Source organism: Ruegeria sp. BH6 (genome assembly GCF_056538105.1).
In genome coordinates this window covers 963,082-981,206 of record NZ_JBQFSR010000001.1, presented here as the reverse complement: position 1 = coordinate 981,206, position 18,125 = coordinate 963,082, and the positions used below count along the sequence as shown (strand labels likewise).

18 protein-coding genes and 1 tRNA gene are annotated in these 18,125 nt (G+C 54.8%); 6 read left to right on the top strand and 13 right to left on the bottom strand.

All coding sequences use genetic code 11. The annotated features are described in order from the left end of the window. Positions 1-37: 37 nt before the first annotated feature. From ACR0B8_RS04860 to ACR0B8_RS04835, 6 genes are all read right to left on the bottom strand, one after another. Positions 38-574 carry a GNAT family N-acetyltransferase gene (locus ACR0B8_RS04860; protein WP_170358452.1) on the bottom strand — a complete coding sequence of 179 codons (537 nt, stop codon included), beginning with the start codon at positions 572-574 and terminating at the stop codon, positions 38-40. Next, positions 571-1,179 (bottom strand): LysE family translocator, encoded by a 609-nt coding sequence (locus ACR0B8_RS04855; RefSeq protein ID WP_480657626.1) that lies wholly within the window; start codon positions 1,177-1,179, stop codon positions 571-573. Before ACR0B8_RS04855 ends, ACR0B8_RS04860 begins: the two co-directional genes overlap by 4 nt. A gap of 93 nt (positions 1,180-1,272) precedes the next feature. Further along, positions 1,273-1,542, bottom strand: coding sequence for a 50S ribosomal protein L27 (gene rpmA, locus ACR0B8_RS04850; protein WP_010440093.1), 270 nt, complete (start codon positions 1,540-1,542; stop codon positions 1,273-1,275). A gap of 11 nt (positions 1,543-1,553) precedes the next feature. Then, positions 1,554-2,174 carry a 50S ribosomal protein L21 gene (locus ACR0B8_RS04845; protein WP_170375320.1) on the bottom strand — a complete coding sequence of 207 codons (621 nt, stop codon included), beginning with the start codon at positions 2,172-2,174 and terminating at the stop codon, positions 1,554-1,556. 210 nt (positions 2,175-2,384) lie between these two features. Then, positions 2,385-3,185, bottom strand: coding sequence for a DUF2059 domain-containing protein (locus tag ACR0B8_RS04840; protein WP_480657629.1), 801 nt, complete (start codon positions 3,183-3,185; stop codon positions 2,385-2,387). After that, positions 3,185-4,027: a DUF2059 domain-containing protein gene (locus ACR0B8_RS04835; RefSeq protein ID WP_480657631.1), complete on the bottom strand. Its 843-nt coding sequence runs from the start codon at positions 4,025-4,027 to the stop codon at positions 3,185-3,187. Before ACR0B8_RS04835 ends, ACR0B8_RS04840 begins: the two co-directional genes overlap by 1 nt. Positions 4,028-4,150: 123 nt before the next feature. Here ACR0B8_RS04835 and ACR0B8_RS04830 point away from each other — a divergent pair. From ACR0B8_RS04830 to ACR0B8_RS04810, 5 genes are all read left to right on the top strand, one after another. Then, a tRNA-Ser gene (locus ACR0B8_RS04830) sits at positions 4,151-4,240 on the top strand. Positions 4,241-5,274: 1,034 nt separating this feature from the next. Further along, the gene (locus ACR0B8_RS04825; protein WP_226688455.1) at positions 5,275-6,366 is read left to right on the top strand and encodes an ABC transporter ATP-binding protein; all 1,092 of its coding nucleotides are present in this window, start codon (positions 5,275-5,277) and stop codon (positions 6,364-6,366) included. Further along, complete coding sequence (locus ACR0B8_RS04820; protein WP_170348689.1) at positions 6,366-7,295, top strand: ABC transporter permease; 930 nt, start codon at positions 6,366-6,368, stop codon at positions 7,293-7,295. The genes ACR0B8_RS04825 and ACR0B8_RS04820 overlap by 1 nt, the downstream gene beginning before the upstream one ends. A gap of 3 nt (positions 7,296-7,298) precedes the next feature. Next, entirely contained in the window at positions 7,299-8,108 is an 810-nt protein-coding gene (locus ACR0B8_RS04815; RefSeq protein ID WP_170348688.1) for an ABC transporter permease, read from the top strand. 19 nt (positions 8,109-8,127) lie between these two features. Continuing rightward, on the top strand, positions 8,128-9,165 hold the full coding sequence (locus ACR0B8_RS04810; protein ID WP_170348687.1) for an extracellular solute-binding protein: 1,038 nt from the start codon (positions 8,128-8,130) through the stop codon (positions 9,163-9,165). A 74-nt stretch (positions 9,166-9,239) separates the two neighbouring features. Here the strand turns inward: ACR0B8_RS04810 and argE are convergent, their stop codons facing one another. The 7 genes from argE to ACR0B8_RS04775 form a co-directional block, all read right to left on the bottom strand. Then, positions 9,240-10,388: an acetylornithine deacetylase gene (argE, locus tag ACR0B8_RS04805; protein ID WP_170577565.1), complete on the bottom strand. Its 1,149-nt coding sequence runs from the start codon at positions 10,386-10,388 to the stop codon at positions 9,240-9,242. A gap of 141 nt (positions 10,389-10,529) precedes the next feature. Beyond that, positions 10,530-11,468, bottom strand: coding sequence for a LysR substrate-binding domain-containing protein (locus ACR0B8_RS04800; protein WP_226688456.1), 939 nt, complete (start codon positions 11,466-11,468; stop codon positions 10,530-10,532). Between the two features lie 25 nt (positions 11,469-11,493). Beyond that, positions 11,494-12,990: an aldehyde dehydrogenase gene (locus ACR0B8_RS04795; protein ID WP_170358441.1), complete on the bottom strand. Its 1,497-nt coding sequence runs from the start codon at positions 12,988-12,990 to the stop codon at positions 11,494-11,496. A 15-nt stretch (positions 12,991-13,005) separates the two neighbouring features. After that, positions 13,006-13,680: a DUF1028 domain-containing protein gene (locus ACR0B8_RS04790; RefSeq protein ID WP_425080652.1), complete on the bottom strand. Its 675-nt coding sequence runs from the start codon at positions 13,678-13,680 to the stop codon at positions 13,006-13,008. An 89-nt stretch (positions 13,681-13,769) separates the two neighbouring features. After that, complete coding sequence (locus ACR0B8_RS04785; protein ID WP_170330089.1) at positions 13,770-14,186, bottom strand: RidA family protein; 417 nt, start codon at positions 14,184-14,186, stop codon at positions 13,770-13,772. 17 nt (positions 14,187-14,203) lie between these two features. Further along, complete coding sequence (locus ACR0B8_RS04780) at positions 14,204-15,484, bottom strand: flavin-containing monooxygenase (RefSeq protein WP_226688457.1); 1,281 nt, start codon at positions 15,482-15,484, stop codon at positions 14,204-14,206. A 287-nt stretch (positions 15,485-15,771) separates the two neighbouring features. Then, entirely contained in the window at positions 15,772-16,599 is an 828-nt protein-coding gene (locus ACR0B8_RS04775; protein ID WP_226688458.1) for a helix-turn-helix transcriptional regulator, read from the bottom strand. A gap of 153 nt (positions 16,600-16,752) precedes the next feature. Between ACR0B8_RS04775 and ACR0B8_RS04770 the strand changes: the two genes are divergently transcribed. Continuing rightward, positions 16,753-18,105, top strand: a complete 1,353-nt coding sequence (locus ACR0B8_RS04770; protein WP_226688459.1) for an aminotransferase class III-fold pyridoxal phosphate-dependent enzyme — start codon at positions 16,753-16,755, stop codon at positions 18,103-18,105. Positions 18,106-18,125 lie beyond the last annotated feature (20 nt).

Below are 18,125 nucleotides of genomic sequence, written 5' to 3'. Positions count from 1 at the left end.
GTGTGTCCCCTACTGCAAAGGCCCCATCGGCCACAAGTCAGAGTTTCTTAGTATACGTCCAGGTGGGCACATTCGCATCACGCGCCACCGAATAGGTTTCGGCATCACCCAGATATTCAAACCCGCAATGGGTCAACACCCGCGCCGAGGCCGGATTGTCCTGAAAAACGCTGGCAAACATGGTGGCGTTTTCCAAGGGGTTGGCATTGACCAGCGCTTCGACCGCCATCGAGGCAACGCCCGTGTTCCAATAGACCGGCGCGACCCAATAGCCCACCTCGGACTGGTTGCGATCCAGGCGCGTCAGCGAGATCAGGCCGATCAGCTCGGGACCGCCATCTTTGGTGGCATCCATTGCCCAGACGTCTTCATCGCGTTCTTCGGACATCGCGCGCGTCACAAAAGCTTCGGTCGAACCCGGTGGCAGCGGATGTGGAATTGCTGTGGTCATGCGCGCCACGCGCTCATCACCTGCATAATGTTCAATGAGACCCAAATCCGACCGGCGCAATGGTCGTAGATCGAACCGCTCGGTTTCAATGACCGGCTGGTTTATTATTGCCTCAAGCTTCATGAGTGCGTTCCTCCTCCGAACAACACGAATAATACGGACGCAACGGTGAGACTGGCTAACGTCCACATCAGATATTTTTCAATTGGCCGTCCTTCAACCGCGTGGGCAATTCTATCGCCCGCAAATGTCCAGATTGGATGAAGAACCAGCTGACAAAACAACAAACAGAGAGCAATTGTTACTGTCGCCTCAATACTGGGCGTACCTGCCGCCACAAACCCGGTAAACCCTGCAACAATCATCGCCCAAGCCTTTGGGTTTAAGGGATGAACGATCAAACCAGCCAAGAACCCGGGTGCATTGCCATCTGCCTGCTGGCGCGACAGGCGAGTATTGGCGATCTTCCAGGCCAGCCACATGATATAAGCCGCCGACGCGTATTTCAGCGCCGTAAATACCCCGGGCGCCTGATCAGCCAGTTGCAGCAGGCCAAAGCCTACAGGCCAGATGATCAACTGCTTACCCAGAATGACGCCTCCGACAAATGGAAGCGCCGCCCGAAAACCATAGCGCGCACCAGTTCCCAGCAGGACCATATTGGCTGGTCCTGGGGTGCCGACCTGACTGGCGGCGAAAATCAGGAAACTTGTGGTTGCGACGGGCATAGGTGCGTTCAATCAAAACTACGTTAAAACGAGAAAGGGGACCGGCATTTTCTGCCGGTCCCCCAAGAATTTTCAAACCTTATGGGTTTCGGCTTACTCTGCGGCCTCCGCCACTGGCAGGACCGAAATAAAGGTGCGGTTTTTGAGGCCTTTGTGGAACTTCACAGCGCCGTCGACAGTTGCAAAGATTGTATGATCTTTGCCCATGCCTACGCCTTCGCCCGGCCAGAACTTGGTGCCGCGCTGACGCACGATGATGTTACCTGCGATGGCGGCCTGGCCACCATACAGTTTCACGCCAAGGCGGCGACCAGCTGAGTCGCGACCGTTACGGGAGGAACCGCCAGCTTTTTTATGTGCCATTCTCTCTCTCCTTAGCCTTTAGCCAGTTCTTTGGCCTGCTCAACCCATTCGGGTTTCACTTTGATGGTGTCGATAGCAGCAATCTGCTCGTCCGACAAGGCGGCCAGAGCGGCAAAGCTCTCGATACCGGCGTCGGCCAGCTTTTTGGCGGCGGCGGGACCGACACCGTTCAGGGCTGTCAGATCATCAGCGGCAGCAGCAGCAGCAGCAGGTGCCTCTGCTTTGGCTTCAGCTTTCTTGGCAGGCTTTTTCGCTGCCGGAGCAGCTTCGCCAGCAGGTGCCGAACCAGTTGCAGCTTTGATGCCCGATTTGTCAGCGCCCGATGCCAGGATGTCAGTGATTTTGACCAGAGTCAGTTTCTGACGGTGGCCAACGGTACGCTTCGAGCTGTGCTTACGACGACGCTTGACGAAGTTGATGACCTTGTCACCTTTGATCTGTTCGATCACTTCGGCCTGAACGCCTGCGCCTTCAACGAAGGGTGCGCCAACAACCGGTGCGTCACCGCCCAGCATCAGAACATCGTTGAATTGAACTTTTTCACCTGCGTCGGCAGCCAGCTTTTCAACACGGAGCACATCGCCCGCCTGAACCTTGTACTGCTTGCCGCCAGTCTTGAGGACCGCAAACATGCGTCTTTCCTTTTCCAAACCGCGTTCTGTGGTCCCCGTTTGGGTGTTTTGGCTTTCGCCACCTCGAACAGCGCGCCCTTTTTCCGGGCTGTGTGACGACCCGTGGGAAAAGCCCTTTGGGTCAATAATAACGAGACCCGGCGCGGAAGAACCGGCCGGGATGCGCGCTTATCCAAAGATTGCGGGGGAAAGTCAACATCAAATGCGACGCTAAAGGTCCGATCCTTTCAGCACCTGAGCGACCGCCTGACCCAGCTGATAATAGATCGTGTCGAACATCCGGTTAAAGCTTTCAAACAGGGCCGTATTGATCGCTTTGCCCGTTTCAGTGCGTGAAAAGGCGATGTTCTCGCGCATTTGACTGTCGGTCAGTGGCTTGTATGCCAGCAGAAAAAAGGAATACAGCCACATTCGTGTGTCTTCGGTCATGCTATCTTTTTCCTCAAGCAGCTGTGCCAGAAGCTCCCCGTCGTCCCCACCAACCCCCAGGCTCATCCCACGGAAAAAATTGTAATCTGCACTGATGGAGTTATGCACATTCTCGTCAATCAGGTTGTTGACCTGAATATACTCGTCGACCAGCCGGTATAGCTCCGTGCTGCGATCACCGTTTTTGTAGGCGTCCTGAGCCATTTCTTCGATGGCTTCATCTGCCAAGGCGACACGGGCGGATAATTCCAGCGAGGTGATAGCCTGCCCCAAATCGCTTTCGAAAAACAGGATGGCGCGGTCCATCTGGCTTTCGGTCAGGGTTTCCGCGAATACACTTTCGACCTGATCACGCATTCTGTCCGCGTCGTAAATCCGGTCTACCTGATCCAGAAAGACCGAGCCACCATTGTTGTTCAGAAAGGTTTGCTGAAGGTCCTGCCCAAGTGTACTGCCTTCGTCCCGCAGGATGTCGATGACCGCGTCCACTTGCAGGGCCTGCATAAGTTGTTCGACCTTTTCCTCGGCCTGCAAAGGCGTGGTCCAAACGAACAACGCCAGGAACGTCGCGATAAAACGCATCAGATATCCTGTGCCGGGTGCAAGTCCGCCATCCGAGTGGCAAGAATTTCGAATTTCATGGCCATGATTTCATATTGAACGGCATTCAGCAGTTCATAGACCTCTTGCATCAGCGGCTGCTCTAGCGCATCGGCATAAGCGTTCACATCGGCATCGGAAAAATTCTGATACGTATAGGCAGCCCCGGCCAGGGCCGATAACTGCAACGCCTGTCGCATGCCTGTTTCGTTCTGGCGCATCATGAGGCGCAGTTGATCAGCATCCAACTGAAGATCAATTACCCCCGAAGCACTGGCGGCCAGCAGAAACCGCAGTTGAATCTCTTGCAGGGCTCGCAAGGCGGTCCCGCTTGAATCAATGGCCCTATTCATGCGTTTGAGGCTTTCAACACGGTGCGAGCCGTCTTTGATCAACTCAGCCACAATCTCTTGCCCCTGCTGCTGCTTGGCCTCGTCATCTTCTAGCATATGCGAGGCGTTTTCCGCTTCGACCAGACGCTGCCCCAGGTCCGAGGCATAAAATTCCACTGCATGAAGCAGCGCCTCGTCTCTGAGTGTCTGCTCCAGAATCGACACGGCGGTTTCATGCATGTCGTCAGTGTCGAATACTTCTTCGGTCAGTCGGGCCCAATCGGAGCCGAAACCATCCGGGTCTATGCCCAGCATCTGCGGCGCCGACGCAGAAGAGAGCGCGATACTTTCCAGCGCCACGTCAAAACCAGTTGTGGTCAGAAACGCTTCGATCCTGTCTCGCCCGGCGGCAAAGGACGACACAGGCGCCATGGCCAGTGTCAGAAGCAATAAGAATAGGGTCAGAGCGGAGCGGCGAAGAGAATAAGTCATACTTCAAAGCCTAGGCGTTTTGTGCCGTCTGGCAATGGAAAATCCCGTCATAGTGAATTTCGGGAATTTTCTGCTTGCACCCCCGCGCGTTCCTCACTAAATCCCCCCCTCACAGACCCCCGCGGAGAGGTGCCGGAGTGGTCGAACGGGGCGGTCTCGAAAACCGTTGTGGGTGCAAGCCCACCCAGGGTTCGAATCCCTGTCTCTCCGCCACTATCTTCTTGAAATTGAAAGCTAGTAATAGAAATTCAGGGTGTAGTGTGCTTTCTGCCCTAGTCGACAGGTACGGCCATTGGTGTCCTACTGCGCCCCATTTTAGGACTTCCGGCTATGCCAATTACGGCCCTTTAGCGCAGACTATGACACATTGACACCCTTCCAAGCTGCAATCAGGCAAACGAAATAGGGATCCTGCGTCTGCGGGATCCCTTTTGAATGTTGCGGGGTTAAAGGCTTCAGCGAAAGCCGTTGTCGCTGTTCTGCCTTAACCTGAGCGACTTTTTCCTGTGTCAGGTATCTCAGGTAGTAACGGCCTGTGGTAATTCGTTTGTGACCGCTGCAGTAAGACATGCCTCGCGTAGAGCGGTCTGAGTTGTCTCTCTTTACGAAGGATCCGATATAGACACCAAAATCCTGTCAAGCTCGCTGTGAACTGGCTCCCATCCCGTGGCTAGTTTAAGAGCGCTGACATCCGCACAGAACTTTGCGATGTCACCAATACGTCTGGGCGCGTAGACCGGTGTGATCGAAGGCGCATGGCGGGCGTTACTTATTGAACTCCCCTTCCCGACCAATATTAGTTAAGGGAACCTTGGCAACCGCCAGAAATGTTCTGAAAGCTAATTTGCCAGACAGTTCATAAAACTACGTTTAGGTGCGTGAAACGCTCTGCCCCAAGCCGCAGGTTACGCACCAATCAGACAAACTACTTTCAGCCATCAGACGCGAAATTGAAGGTGGAAAACAAAAGTTCTGAAATTTAGGACACTGAAAATCTCTCGCGTTAAATAGCGGTTGCTCCCATTTTTGACGAGATCACCGCAGGAAAAAATGCGACACTTCACATATGTTCACTGAGCTTTTCTTTTTGCTGAAAAGCTGCTGAACCACGATAGCGCATTGATTTATAAGCGATAATAGAAATGATTAGGCAAATCCTAATGTTTAGTGAGGAAGTCAATTCTTAGGACGGCAACGCAGCCCGTATATACCTGAATGGAATTTCGCGATGCTCAGGGGAGGCGCAATTGTCTGGCAAAGAAAATACCGCGATTGACGTGCGGGACGCGGTAAAACGTTATGGCGATTTTACGGCGCTCAAAAAGATCTCGCTGTCGATCATGGACAATGAGTTCTTTACCCTTCTGGGTCCGTCTGGCTGCGGCAAGACAACTCTCCTCAGAATGATCGCCGGGTTCGAGGCCGTAACCGAAGGTGCGATCTACCTATACGGAGATGAAATCGAGAACCTGCCTCCCAACAAGCGCCCGGTGAACACAGTTTTCCAAAACTATGCTTTGTTTCCGCATATGACCATTTTGGACAATGTTGCATTCGGCTTGGAAATGCGTGGGGCCTCGAAATCCGAAGCGCGTAAGAAAGCGGGTGAGATGCTGGAATTGGTACAGCTCTCTCAATTCTCGGCCCGCAAGCCCAGCCAGTTGTCAGGTGGCCAGCAACAGCGTGTTGCGCTGGCACGTGCCCTGGCGCCTCAGCCCAAGGTTTTGTTGTTAGACGAACCCCTGTCTGCACTGGATTTGAAGCTCCGCAAAGCAATGCAGCTTGAGCTGAAGCATCTGCAACGTGAAACCGGGATCACCTTTATCTTCGTGACCCACGACCAAGAAGAAGCGTTGACCATGTCCGATCGCATCGCGGTTATGTCCGCTGGCGAGCTGCAGCAACTGGGGTCTCCGACGGACATTTACGAGCGTCCGCACAACATGTTTGTGGCCGATTTTATTGGCGAGACCAACCTATTGGAGGTTTCCGTTGACGATATCTCGAATGGCCGTGCGACCTGCCACCTTGGCGGCGGGCATGAGTTGACCTGTAACTCGGTTGAGGGGGTTGGCGTCGGCTCCAAGGTTCACATGTCAATCCGGCCAGAACGGTTGTTTATGTCGGACAGCCCTGCCGAAACCGAAAGCCTGAAAGGGCGGATCAAGGAAAACATCTTTGTCGGCACAGATATCACAACCATCGTGGATTTGCAGGATGGCCCAGATTTTGTCGTACGCACCTCAAACTCAGACCGCGGCAACAAGCGGATTTTTGAGCCGGGCACCGAAATGTATGTCAACATGGAGCTGGGGGCTGGTCGCCTCCTGGTCGACTAATGGCGGCGGGTGCGGCAAGCGGCGGCAGCGCAACGACAGATACCTATAAAGAGGCGCGAACATGGCTTCTGCTGCCCGCATGGGTGACACTGGCCATTCTGGTTCTGGCGCCGGTCATCATGATGCTGATCTACTCTTTCCTGACAAAAGAGTTCCGGGGCGGCGTCATTTGGGAATTCTCGCTGGCGGCTTATGATCAGTTCTTCTTTGATCGAGGATTGTTCGGTGACGACCCCCCTAAGATAGAATGGACCTATATCACGATTTTCTGGCGCTCGATTTGGCAGGCAGGTGCTGCTACATTGCTCAGCCTCGTTATTGGCTTTCCAACGGCCTATTTCATCGCCACCCGATCCGAAAGCATGCGTCCGGTTTGGGTGTTCCTGATTACCATCCCCTATTGGGTGAACCTGTTGATCAGGACTGTGTCGATGAAATTCCTTCTGCGCGATCAGGGGCCGTTGAACGACTTTCTGATGAATATCGGCCTGATCGACAGCCCCCTGCATATCGTTAACACCAATTTTGCGGTGCAGCTCGGCCTGTTCTATTCATACCTGCCCTTCATGGTGTTGCCGATCTATGCAGCGGTAGAGCGGTACAACTTTGCCCTGTCCGAAGCCGCGGCCGACCTATACGCGTCGAAATGGACCACACTGCGCCGCGTGCTGCTTCCTGCGGTCAAACCAGGCGTATTTGCGGGTTGTATTTTGGTGTTTGTTCCGTCGATGGGGTCGTTTCTTGCACCCGACCTTCTGGGTGGCGCCAAAAACTTTATGATCGGCTCGCTGATTGAGGAGCAGTTCAAAGGCAACGCCGGCAACTGGCCGTTTGGCGCGGCCGCGTCGATGATCCTGCTGACAATGGTTTTGATCATCCTGATGTTCTCGGCCCGCCAGCAGGCCAAAGCCGACAAGGCGGGGGGCTGACCAATGGCAAGCAAGCAATTCGACATCAAGTCTTACACTGGCTTCAAGGGGATCACCCTGCTGTGTCTGGTCATTCTCTATGCGCCGCTGGTTGTGGTCACGATCTACAGCTTCAACGCGTCCCAATCACTGACCAACTGGGAAGGCGTTTCGCTCCGTTGGTATGCGGATGTTTTCACCGGGCCTGAAAGCGGTAAGTTCAAGACGGCTGCCAGGAACAGCTTTATCATTGCGATCATTGCCTCAACCACGGCAACCGCAATTGCAACGTTGGCCGCAACTGGCATGGTTCGAGGTGGCAAGTTCCGCTTTCGCACATTGTCCTTTGGGTTGATCAGCCTGCCGCTGATGGTGCCCGAGATCGTTCTGGCCGTCGCGACCCTGATCTTCTTCAATTCGATCGGATTCGAACGCGGGCTACTTACCATCCTACTTGCCCATATCGCCTTTTGTATTCCGTTTGCCTATCTGCCGATCTCGGCCCGTATGCAGGGGATCGAGGACAGTTATGAGCAGGCCGCACTGGATCTCTATGCTACTAAACGGCAAGCATTCACTAAGATCCTCCTCCCGCTAATGATGCCCGGCATCATATCAGGTTTTCTGCTGGCCTTCATCGTCAGCCTGGATGACTTCATCATCACCAACTTTGTGAAAGGTGCCGGGGTCGAGACTTTGCCAACGGCGATCTTTGGCTCGGTCAAACAAGGGATCAAACCGAATATCATGGCGATTTCGACCATGTTGCTGAGTGTGTCCATTCTCATGGTCACGATCAGCTATTTCGTCAGCAAGTCTGACAACACAAAATAACCAACAGATGGAGAGACACATGAAACATATGATGAGAAGCGGCGTTGCTGCCATTGCTTTGGCTATCGGCGCGAACGCTGCCGCCGCCGATGGTGAACTGGTTCTGTACCATTGGTTTGAGTACATCCCGCAAGAGCTGCTGGACAAGTTCACCGAAGAAACCGGCATCAATGTCACCATGGACACCTACGACTCGAACGAGGCGATGCTGGCCTCGCTCAAGGCCGGTGGTATCGGGACCTATGACGTATCGGTTCCCGGCGATTACATGGTGTCGATTATGGCAGGCGAAGGCATGTTGGACACAATCGCCGACGGTGAATTGAAGAACAAGGGCAACATCGCCGAGGAATGGGCCGATCCCGGTTTTGATCCCGGTCGGCAGTCCTCGATCCCGTATCAGTGGGGCTCGACCAGTTTTGCAGTCAGCCGTGATGCGTTTGACGGCGATATTCAAACCACCGATATTCTGTTCAATCCGCCAGCTGAGCTGCAAGGTCGTATCAACATGTTGGACAGCCAGGGCGAAGTGATGGCCATGGCCGCGTTGCATATGGGTATCCCGCAATGTTCCACTGACCGCGAGCAGTTGAAAGCGCTGAATGCCATGCTGCAAGAAGCTAAGCAGCACTGGGCGTCGTTCAATTCGGATACCGCGAAGGAGGTTCTGGTTTCCGGTGACGCAGCCGTAGGCCAGATCTATGACGGGTTCTCTGCCAAGGCGCGCGAGGAAGGCGCCAATGTGGAATACGCCTTTCCGACACAAGGTTACATCGCCTGGATGGACAATGTCGTTCTGCTAAAAGACGCCCCCAACCGCGAGAACGCGCTGATATTCATGGATTTTCTGCTGGAGCCCGAGAATATCGCAGCAGTGTCCAATTTTGCGCAGTACAACGCCGGTGTGAACGGTGTGGGTGAATTCCTAGACCCGAAGCTGGCTGAACAACCCGAAAAGAACCCTCATGCCAATGCAGGCTCGGGCGTGTTCATCGAAGTATGTGATGAGGAAACCCAGGCGGTCTATGACCAAATCTGGACCAACTTGAAGAAGTAATTCAGGCCCTATTCCTGACGCGAAAGCCCCCGTTTTTTCCGGGGGCTTTTTCGGTTTCATTAACTGGCTGTTGTTTAGCGGCTGATGTCTTCGAGGATGCGATCCATCATCACGTCGCACGCGTTCAGCTGCTCGATTTCAAGGTATTCATCCGGCTTGTGTCCCTGACGTTCCATGGAACCCGGCCCGCAGACAACAGTTGGAATCCCCAACTCGCTGAAAAACCCAGCCTCGGTGCCAAAGGCGACTTTGGTGGTTGCGTTACTTTGCGCAAGTTTCTGGGCGTAAGCGATGACACCCTCGGTCTCGACAACATCCAGTCCGGGATAGGCGTTATACTGTTCGACCTCAATGCGCGCCTCCGAACATAGGGCCTGATACCGGGCCCCTACCCTGACCGCTGCGTCTTGGATCTGTGACAGAATATCCTTGCCATGATCCAAAGCAAGATGACGGTATTCAAAGGTCAACTCAGCGCGGTCGGGCACAATATTCAGGGCTCTGCCGCCCGACAGTATACCCACGTGGAAGGTCGTATAGGGCACCGAGTAAGCCGGGTCGCTGTTACCACTCTTGGCGTAAACGTCTTGTAGCGCACGCAACTCGGCGACAAAATCGGTTGCAAGATGCAGTGCATTGACAAATTTAGGGGCCAGCGCGGAATGCCCGCTTTGACCGTGGCAAACAGCGCGCAGCGCAGCTTTGCCTTTGTGCCCGATAGCGACCTGCATTTCTGTCGGTTCGCCGACGAAACACGCGCGGGGCTGACCCAGCATTGGGGCGAGCCGATCCAGCATGTGTTGAATACCGACGCATCCCACCTCTTCGTCATAGGACAACGCGATCTTAAGCGGTTCTCGCAGGTCAACCCCGGCAGTCCGGTCTGCCAAAGCCATAACCGACGCCACATAACCCTTCATATCTGTGGTGCCACGACCGTAAACACGGTTACCTTCTTGCGTCAGGCAAAACGGGTCTTTGGTCCAGCTTTGGCCTTCGACTGGGACAACATCCGTGTGCGCAGACAGCAGAACTCCGTCACCGTCAGGGCCTTTTTCCGCGTAGAGCCCAGTTTTGTCGCCGCCGGGATCGGTGATGCGATGAACCGCAAAGCCGCGCGCCTCTAGAAACTCTTCGACATAAGCGGCAAGTTCGAGGTTCGAGTTCTTGCTGACAGTATCGAAGCCAACCAGTTTATCGAGAATACCCAGTGTAGACGTCATGCGACTTGAACCTGCTTTTCGGATTGCCGACCGGTTTGATCCCCTCTGCGTTCGGGATTGTAGATTAGCCTATACGACAGGCAGAATACTTAAATCTGGGAATGACGAAGCAGAGGTTAGGAGAATTCTAAGGACCTGCGATCACTCGTTCTCTGGAATGCACAAACCCGGGAGGGTTCCCGATTTCACGGCGTGCGCACAATGATCGACAAAGGTTTTCAGAGTGTTTGTTTCATTCTCGGCCCGGGCGCGCAGCAGACCAAGGCGCATGGGGCGCACCTCTCCAGCCAAAGGCACAAAAATCAGTTTCTTTCCGTCCGGTGACAAGCTGTTCAAGGGGCGAATATTTGCAATGGAAAAGCCGAATCCGTTGGCAACCAGTGAACGCATCACCGACATATCTGCGGTGCGTTCCGCGATATTGGGCTTTATGTTGGCCTCGCGGAAAAACGACAAGAAGTACTCACCGCTGAATGGAAGGTCCAACAGAACCATCGGGCTGTCCTGCAGGTCTGGAATCGTTAATTCGACCTGCTTCGCCAAGGGATGGTCTTCTCCCAAAACCACATAGGGCGGGAGCGCGTGCAGAGGTTGGAATTCAAGATCAGTGGGAATGTCCAGATCGTATGTCAGTGCAATGTCCAGCTCGGCCCGGCGCAATTGGCTGAAGATGTCAGCCTGATTCAATTCACGTTGTTCAATATATACATTAGGGTAGCTGTCCTCGAATTCGCGCCGCAAGCCCGGCAAGACGATCTGAGCGAATGTCACAAGACACCCTACGGACAGAATGCCCTGAACCTTACCCGTGATTTCCCCAGCAAGCGTGGCCAGCAGTTCGGCTTCACGCAGAACGAACTCGGTTCGTTCCATGATCTTGTGTCCCGCCTTCGTCAGCGACAGACCGCGCGCATGTTCGCGCACAAACAACGTAACGCCGAATTCGACCTCAAGCTGAGTTATCGCCGCCGAAATCGACGGCGACGACACGTTCAGCTTGTCGCTGGCCGCAGCGATACTGCCCGCCTTCCCGACTGCAACAAAATACTCAAGCTGTCGCAGCGTGTATCTGAAAGGCAATGGTACATCTCCGCTTGGCCGTGGATTAAGCCTTATACTTGATCCACGTGGTCTTCAAAGCAGTATACTTTTCAAGTGAGTGCAATGACAAATCGCGTCCAAAACCTGACTGTTTCATGCCTCCGAATGGTGTCATGGCTGACAATGCATCCACCGTGTTGACCGAGACGGTTCCCGCCATCAGCTTGTCAGACACCCGACAAGCGCGAGACAGGTTGTCAGTCCAGACTGACGCGGCCAACCCATAGATCGAGTCATTTGCCATCGTGACCGCCTGCTCTTCTGTGTCAAACGGGATCACCGACAAGACGGGGCCGAAAATCTCATCCCGAGCCAATGGGTTGTCATGGGTCACGTCGTCAAAGATGGTCGGTTGAACAAAACAACCTTTACCGTCCACGGTGACACGTTCACCCCCTGTCACCAGATTGGCCGTGTTCTTACCTTCGTCCACAACGCGCATGATGCCTTGTGTTTGCTTCTCATCGACGATCGCTCCCATCTTCGATGCCGGGTCTAGCGGGTCGCCAGGCTGCATTGCTTGCGCGCGGGCTATCAGCTTTTCAACAAACGCATCCTTGATCGAGCGCTCCACATAAAGCCGAGAGTTGGCCGAACACACTTCGCCCTGATTGAAAAAGATGCCAAAGGCAGCCATGTCCGCGGCGGCTTCCAGATCATCGCAGTCGGCGAAGACCAGATTGGGGCTTTTACCGCCCGTTTCCGGCCAGACCTGTTTCAGGTTCGACTGGCCCGAATATTGCATGAACATTTTACCAATTGCGGTAGAACCAGTGAAGGCCAGGCAGTCGACATCCATATGCAGGCCAAGTGCCCTGCCCGCAGTCACCCCAAAACCGGGAACAACGTTGAATACACCATCCGGAACACCGGCTTCAGCCGCCAGCTCTGCCAGGCGAAGTGCTGACAGGGGCGATTGTTCTGCGGGTTTTAGCACAACCGAGTTTCCCGCAGCCAGCGCTGCCGCGGCTTTCCAAGTCGCCATGTCCAGCGGAAAGTTCCAAGGGGTCACGGCACCAACAACGCCCAGCGGCACGCGACTGACCAACGCCACATCGCCAGGGCCGGTTGGGGCCACTTCATCATAGACCTTGTCGATGGCCTCGGCGTACCACTGAAAGAAATGAGCCGAGCCCGGCGCGTCGATAGTCGCCGCATCAGTTACCAGCTTGCCCATATCAAGGCTGTCCAGCAGCGCCATCTCCTCCAGATTTTCTCGGATCAAGTCAGCCAGCTTCAGCATCACCGCCTTACGGTCACCCGGAGCCATACGCGACCAGCGGCCATCCTCAAAGGCAACACGACCTGCGGAAACGGCACGATTGACGTCTTCTTCGTCACATTCGGCGACCGGTGTCAGAACCGCACCTGTGGCCGGGTTTATACTGTCAAAAGTCTTGCCTGACACGGCATCGGTGAATTTACCGTCGATAAAGGCTTGATCCCGGAACGACAGACCGGCGGCGAGGCTTTTCCAATCCGCGTGGGTATTGTCCAACATTTTGTTTCTCCCTGATTATTCGTCGCCGGGGACGCCATAAGACGGTGCCTCGCGCGGGTCGAGCGCACGCTGGACATAGGCGTCAAGTTGCGGCTTATAGATGTCCCAGGCGGTCGCGATGGCCTCAATGGGGCAATCCTCGGTCCAGTCACAGCGAAGATCGGCGACGGGCCAACTGACTTTGTCGACAATCTTCATGCCTGCGGAATGCACCGGGCCAGCCTCGCCCCCTGCGGCCAATCCGGCGCGCATGGCGGCGATCAGACGGTCGCCGATATGGCCCGAGGCCGACAGAAAGCCATCGACGATGGCCTGCGGGACCCCGTCATTGGCCAAAAGGTTGCCGCCCGAGGCAACATTTTCAGCCTGTGCTTGCGTCCAGATACCAAGGCTGTTGGGACCGGAATGGATCGCCGTGCGCCCGGCGGTATCCACCGCCAGAACCTGCCGGTATTCGATGAATTTTGCCTTTGCGGTCATGGCCTCGATTGCTTGAGGTGCTGTCTTGCCCTGCTCCATCAGGTCCAGCGTCAACGGACCGAGGCTTGGGTCTGTAACGTTCTGCGATGCAACCGCGCCAACACCTGCCCGCACAAAAGAACAGCGCGCAGCCACGGCGGGTGACGATGACGAAATCGCCAAACCGAACATACCGGTTTCAGCGCAGCGGGCGACCAGTGAAAAAGTCATTCGGATCTCCTGAAAATAGAAAGTCCGGACCGCGCCTGTTTGGAGGAGAACAGGTGGCGCGGTCCGGCTAAGGTGGTTGATCTGGTGGATCAATCGGGAATAACGGCGGTTCCGTCGATTTCAACCAACCAGTCGGGACGCGCCAGTGCCTGAACGACCAGCCCTGTCGAAACAGGATGAACACCTTTGATGTACTCGCCCATAGTGCGGTAAACAGCCTCACGGTGGCGCACATCGGTGATGTAGACGACCACCTTGACCAGATGCTCCATCGAGCCGCCGGCCTCTTCGATCAACTGTTTGATGTTCTGCATCACTTTGTGGGTCTGTTCGACCGGATCATGACTGTCGATATTTACCGCATCATCCAGATTTTGCGGGCACTGACCGCGCAAGTAAACCGTTTTGCCGCCCTGTGTCACAACGGCCTGACACAGATCGTTGTCCAGGTTTTGCTCAGGATAGGTTTCTTTGGTGTTGAATTTGCGAATGCGTGTATGGGCCATTTCGAAGTCCTGACTACTTATTCCGCCGCGGCGGGGGCGATGATCGCAGCTTCGCCGTCGTATTCGGCATAAGCGCGTTGAATAGCGATCTGATCGGCGATGTATTTCGCGTCGTGCCAGACACCCCAAATGAAGGTTGAACCGCGTCGCGATTGCCATGGCAGGCCCAGAAAATAGATGTCGGGCTCGACAGAAACGCCTCGCTGATGGATCGGTGCGCCTTTGGCGTCAAATGCGTCGGCCTTGATCCAACTGAAATCCTGACGGAAGCCTGTCGCCCAGATAATTGTCGTGATGCCTTCCTTAGCAAAATCGACTGAAGTCAGAGGATTGGTTAGGCTATCGGGATCAGCAAACCGCTCTCGTGCCTCTGGCTCTTCGGGCAAATCAATACCAGTACGAGCGATATAGGCGTCCGCCATGTCCAGCATTTCAAGGTAGTTGGCATCGCCCGCAGCGACGTTGCCTTGGAGATCATCGGCAAAGCTGAGAATACCGTTCTCGAAGCTTTTGGTCATCCCGGTAAGGGTCACCCCTTCATTTCCCAAGCGGCGGAAATCCATCGTGTGGCCGCCATTCGCGCCGCTGACCGAGATCGTGACGTGTTCAGTACCTGGTTTCTGTGCAGCCATATCCCAGAGTCCCAGAACGCCCAGCCACCAAACATTATCGCGGCTACGATAGCGACGCGGGGGGCGGTCATGAGGACCAACAGACAGGAACACCTTGCGACCGGCGCGATTTAACTCATCCGCAATCTGAGCACCGGACGAGCCGGCGCCCACAACCATCACCGCCCCTTCGGGCAGTTGCTCGGGGTTTTTGTAGTAAAAGGAATGAAATTGCTCGACGCCAGCCGTTTCCGGCACAATGGGCGGAATAACCGGGTGCTGGAAAGCGCCTGTTGCGGCGACAATGCGCTTGGCATGGATTTCACCGGCGGTCGTCTCAACACGGAACCCACCTTCGCCGGGCAACCGTTCAGCGTTCAGCGCCTCAACACCCTCGCGGATTGGGGCGTTCACCATTTCTGCGTATTCTACCAGGTATTCGGCGACACGGTCCTTTGGCACAAACGCATCCGGGTCATCCCCGTTGAACTGGAGGCTGGGAAAACGGTCATGCCAGCATGGTCCATTCGCAACCAATGCATCCCAACGGCCGGTGCGCCACGCCTCGGCAGTTCGGTTCTTTTCCAGAATGATATGGGGCACATCGTTGTTTCCAAGGTGCTCGCTTAGCGCGATACCCGCCTGCCCGCCGCCAACAACCAGCGTATCCGTTTTCTCAATGGACATGTGTCGGTTCCCTATTACTGCGTCTCGAATTGACCTGAAAAGGTCGTTGTGCGCGTGCATCTTGCGCTGCCTGGATGGACGAACGACCACAACCGGCCGAAGACCTTGCACATTCAAAACAGAAGACATCAGAGCGGAGCCATCGCATCGGCCAACACCGAACAAGGGCCGCTTTGGCGTTCCGTTTCCTGTGCCATTCCAGCACGTTTTGCACGTTTCCGGGTAAAGGTTTCACAAGTTGGGAACAGACGAAATTACTGTCTAACTTACTCTTAATTAGGCTTTGACTAACCCGTCGGGAATTGCCCCTGTTTCCCAGCCGGTTGTCCGCTTTCCGACAGATACGGCGCGATCAGATAATATAGTTCACCCTGCGAAGAGATATGACATTTCCGGTAGAGTTGCTTACGCAAAACCTTGACGGTCTGAGGGCTGATACCCAGTGTCAGGCCAATGGAAATCGATGAATGACCCTGCAGGATTAACAACGCCACCTGCGCCTGCCTCGGACTTAAACCGATATCTTGTTCAACAGACAAACGCTGACGCAGTTGCGCGACGATATCTTCCGGCTTTTTTTCATTCGAGGGCTCCAGATCGGGCCAATTCCTTCTCACCAGCGCATTGACGATCGGCGCGACATTTTTTGCGATGGCAAAATCCTTGCTGGAAAAACGCGACGCGGTGGTTGCGTCCCTGCCGAGACAAACAGTGATCGAACTCATGGGGTTGAGACCGGCGTAAAAGGCCAGCTCGTCCGTCAGCGTCGTGTTTGTGTAATAGGATTTAAAGTACTCGTTCCGTTGAAACTGATCTGGGGCAACTTCGGTCAATCTGTAAAGACCGTCCGCCGCGCGGCTTTGATGCAGGCCATAAAACGGATCCAACAGATAAGCGCCTTTGACATAGTGGCTGTCGATCCGTTCAAAAACGCGGCTGTCGCGGGCATGGGTCATTAGTACCATCGGGCTACTGCGCCGAAAAAATGCGATGATTGCGAAGTTGTCGAAGGAACAGGTTGCATCCAGCCACCTGTAGAGCGCATCGCCGAACCCTTCTGATCCTATTGCCATTATAGCGGCTGATAGAGCGTCTGGTGCTTCAACAGTTGACATTTCGAATACCCCCCTGGGGGTATATACCCCTCAAATGAGCGAAAGTAACCTTTGAAATGAATATAGGTGGTATGCAATCGCCAACACGTTCGTGGTTTCTAACAAGCCTCACCGGATCAGCGAAATTGCATCGCGAAAACAAAGGGGTTGATCATGGCCAAAGATACACTCGACATTCTTGCACAGGACGAACACCTGATTCAGTCCTTCGCTGATCTAAACGCACTTAAGCAACAAGGCGCGCGCACCGTGATCTCGCGCGCAAAGGGCGCATATGTTTACGACAGCGATGGCAATGAACTGATCGACGGCATCGGCGGGTTGTGGTGTGTCAATATCGGCCACGGCAATGATGAAATGGTTGAGGCGATTTCCAATCAGCTGAAAACGCTGGACTATTATTCGACCTTTTACAATTTCACGCACCCGGCAGCGGCAGCACTGGCTGATAAGATTGCGCAACTTGCACCGGGTCATTTGAATGCCGTGTATTTTGGCAATTCCGGTTCCGTCGCCAATGACAGTGCCATTCGGATGCTGCATCACTACAATATCCGCAAAGGGAAGCCGGAAAAGAAACTGGTTCTGTCAAGGCACGGGGCCTATCACGGCTCGACCCATCTGGCGATGGCGATGACCACGCCCGGTTATTCCGAAGGCTGGCACGCGGCAAGTGAATTGGTGCACCATCTGCGCTCGCCCCATTACTGGCGCGAAGGCGGTGATATGACCGAGGCCGAGTTCCTCGACGCGCTGATCGACGATCTGACGCAAAGCATTGAGCGTATTGGTGCCGAGAACATCTGTGCTTTCATCGCCGAACCGATCCAAGGCGCGGGTGGTGTCGTGACCGCGCCAGCTGGTTACCACAAGCGCGCGTGGCAGGTCTGTCAAGCCAACGACATCAAATACGTTGCTGATGAGGTCGTTACCGCCTTTGGGCGCCTTGGGCATTTCTTTGCATCAGAAGACGTGTTTGACATGGTGCCCGACGTCATCACCACGGCCAAAGGTCTGACCTCAGGCTATCAGCCGCTGTCTGCTACGATCGTTTCTGACGATATTCACGAGGTCATCTCAGGCCCCGACGGTATGTTCCTGCACGGCATGACCTATTCGGGCCATCCAGCTGCTGCGGCAGCGGGTCTGACCAATATCGCAATTATGGAGCGTGAAGAAATTCCTAAGCGCGTGCAGACAACCGGGAAGCAGTTTGAAAACAACCTGCGCGGCCTGACCGATATCGAAATGGTCGGCGAAGTGCGTGGCAGCCATTTCATGATGGGGGTCGAATTCGTCAAGGATCGCGACACAAAGGAAGGCCATCCGGCAGAGGCGCAAGTTGGTCTGAAAGTCGCACGCGCTTGTCAGAAACGCGGTCTGATTGCTCGTCAGCTCGGCAACGTTCTCATCTTGTCTCCGACGCTGATCATGGACGAGCCGATGATTGACCGTATCGAAACCATCCTGCGAGACGCCATCACCGAAGTCGCCGCTGGTCTGTAATCCCGCTTTTGGGGCGACAC

What these genes read in the sequence shown, in the direction of transcription:
- ACR0B8_RS04860 (WP_170358452.1), bottom strand. Translation starts at nt 574, where the DNA reads ATGAAGCTTGAGGCAATAATAAACCAGCCGGTCATTGAAACCGAGCGG.
- ACR0B8_RS04855 (WP_480657626.1), bottom strand. Translation starts at nt 1,179, where the DNA reads ATGCCCGTCGCAACCACAAGTTTCCTGATTTTCGCCGCCAGTCAGGTC.
- rpmA (WP_010440093.1), bottom strand. Translation starts at nt 1,542, where the DNA reads ATGGCACATAAAAAAGCTGGCGGTTCCTCCCGTAACGGTCGCGACTCA.
- ACR0B8_RS04845 (WP_170375320.1), bottom strand. Translation starts at nt 2,174, where the DNA reads ATGTTTGCGGTCCTCAAGACTGGCGGCAAGCAGTACAAGGTTCAGGCG.
- ACR0B8_RS04840 (WP_480657629.1), bottom strand. Translation starts at nt 3,185, where the DNA reads ATGCGTTTTATCGCGACGTTCCTGGCGTTGTTCGTTTGGACCACGCCT.
- ACR0B8_RS04835 (WP_480657631.1), bottom strand. Translation starts at nt 4,027, where the DNA reads ATGACTTATTCTCTTCGCCGCTCCGCTCTGACCCTATTCTTATTGCTT.
- ACR0B8_RS04820 (WP_170348689.1), top strand. Translation starts at nt 6,366, where the DNA reads ATGGCGGCGGGTGCGGCAAGCGGCGGCAGCGCAACGACAGATACCTAT.
- ACR0B8_RS04815 (WP_170348688.1), top strand. Translation starts at nt 7,299, where the DNA reads ATGGCAAGCAAGCAATTCGACATCAAGTCTTACACTGGCTTCAAGGGG.
- ACR0B8_RS04810 (WP_170348687.1), top strand. Translation starts at nt 8,128, where the DNA reads ATGAAACATATGATGAGAAGCGGCGTTGCTGCCATTGCTTTGGCTATC.
- argE (WP_170577565.1), bottom strand. Translation starts at nt 10,388, where the DNA reads ATGACGTCTACACTGGGTATTCTCGATAAACTGGTTGGCTTCGATACT.
- ACR0B8_RS04795 (WP_170358441.1), bottom strand. Translation starts at nt 12,990, where the DNA reads ATGTTGGACAATACCCACGCGGATTGGAAAAGCCTCGCCGCCGGTCTG.
- ACR0B8_RS04790 (WP_425080652.1), bottom strand. Translation starts at nt 13,680, where the DNA reads ATGACTTTTTCACTGGTCGCCCGCTGCGCTGAAACCGGTATGTTCGGT.
- ACR0B8_RS04785 (WP_170330089.1), bottom strand. Translation starts at nt 14,186, where the DNA reads ATGGCCCATACACGCATTCGCAAATTCAACACCAAAGAAACCTATCCT.
- ACR0B8_RS04780 (WP_226688457.1), bottom strand. Translation starts at nt 15,484, where the DNA reads ATGTCCATTGAGAAAACGGATACGCTGGTTGTTGGCGGCGGGCAGGCG.
- ACR0B8_RS04775 (WP_226688458.1), bottom strand. Translation starts at nt 16,599, where the DNA reads ATGTCAACTGTTGAAGCACCAGACGCTCTATCAGCCGCTATAATGGCA.
- ACR0B8_RS04770 (WP_226688459.1), top strand. Translation starts at nt 16,753, where the DNA reads ATGGCCAAAGATACACTCGACATTCTTGCACAGGACGAACACCTGATT.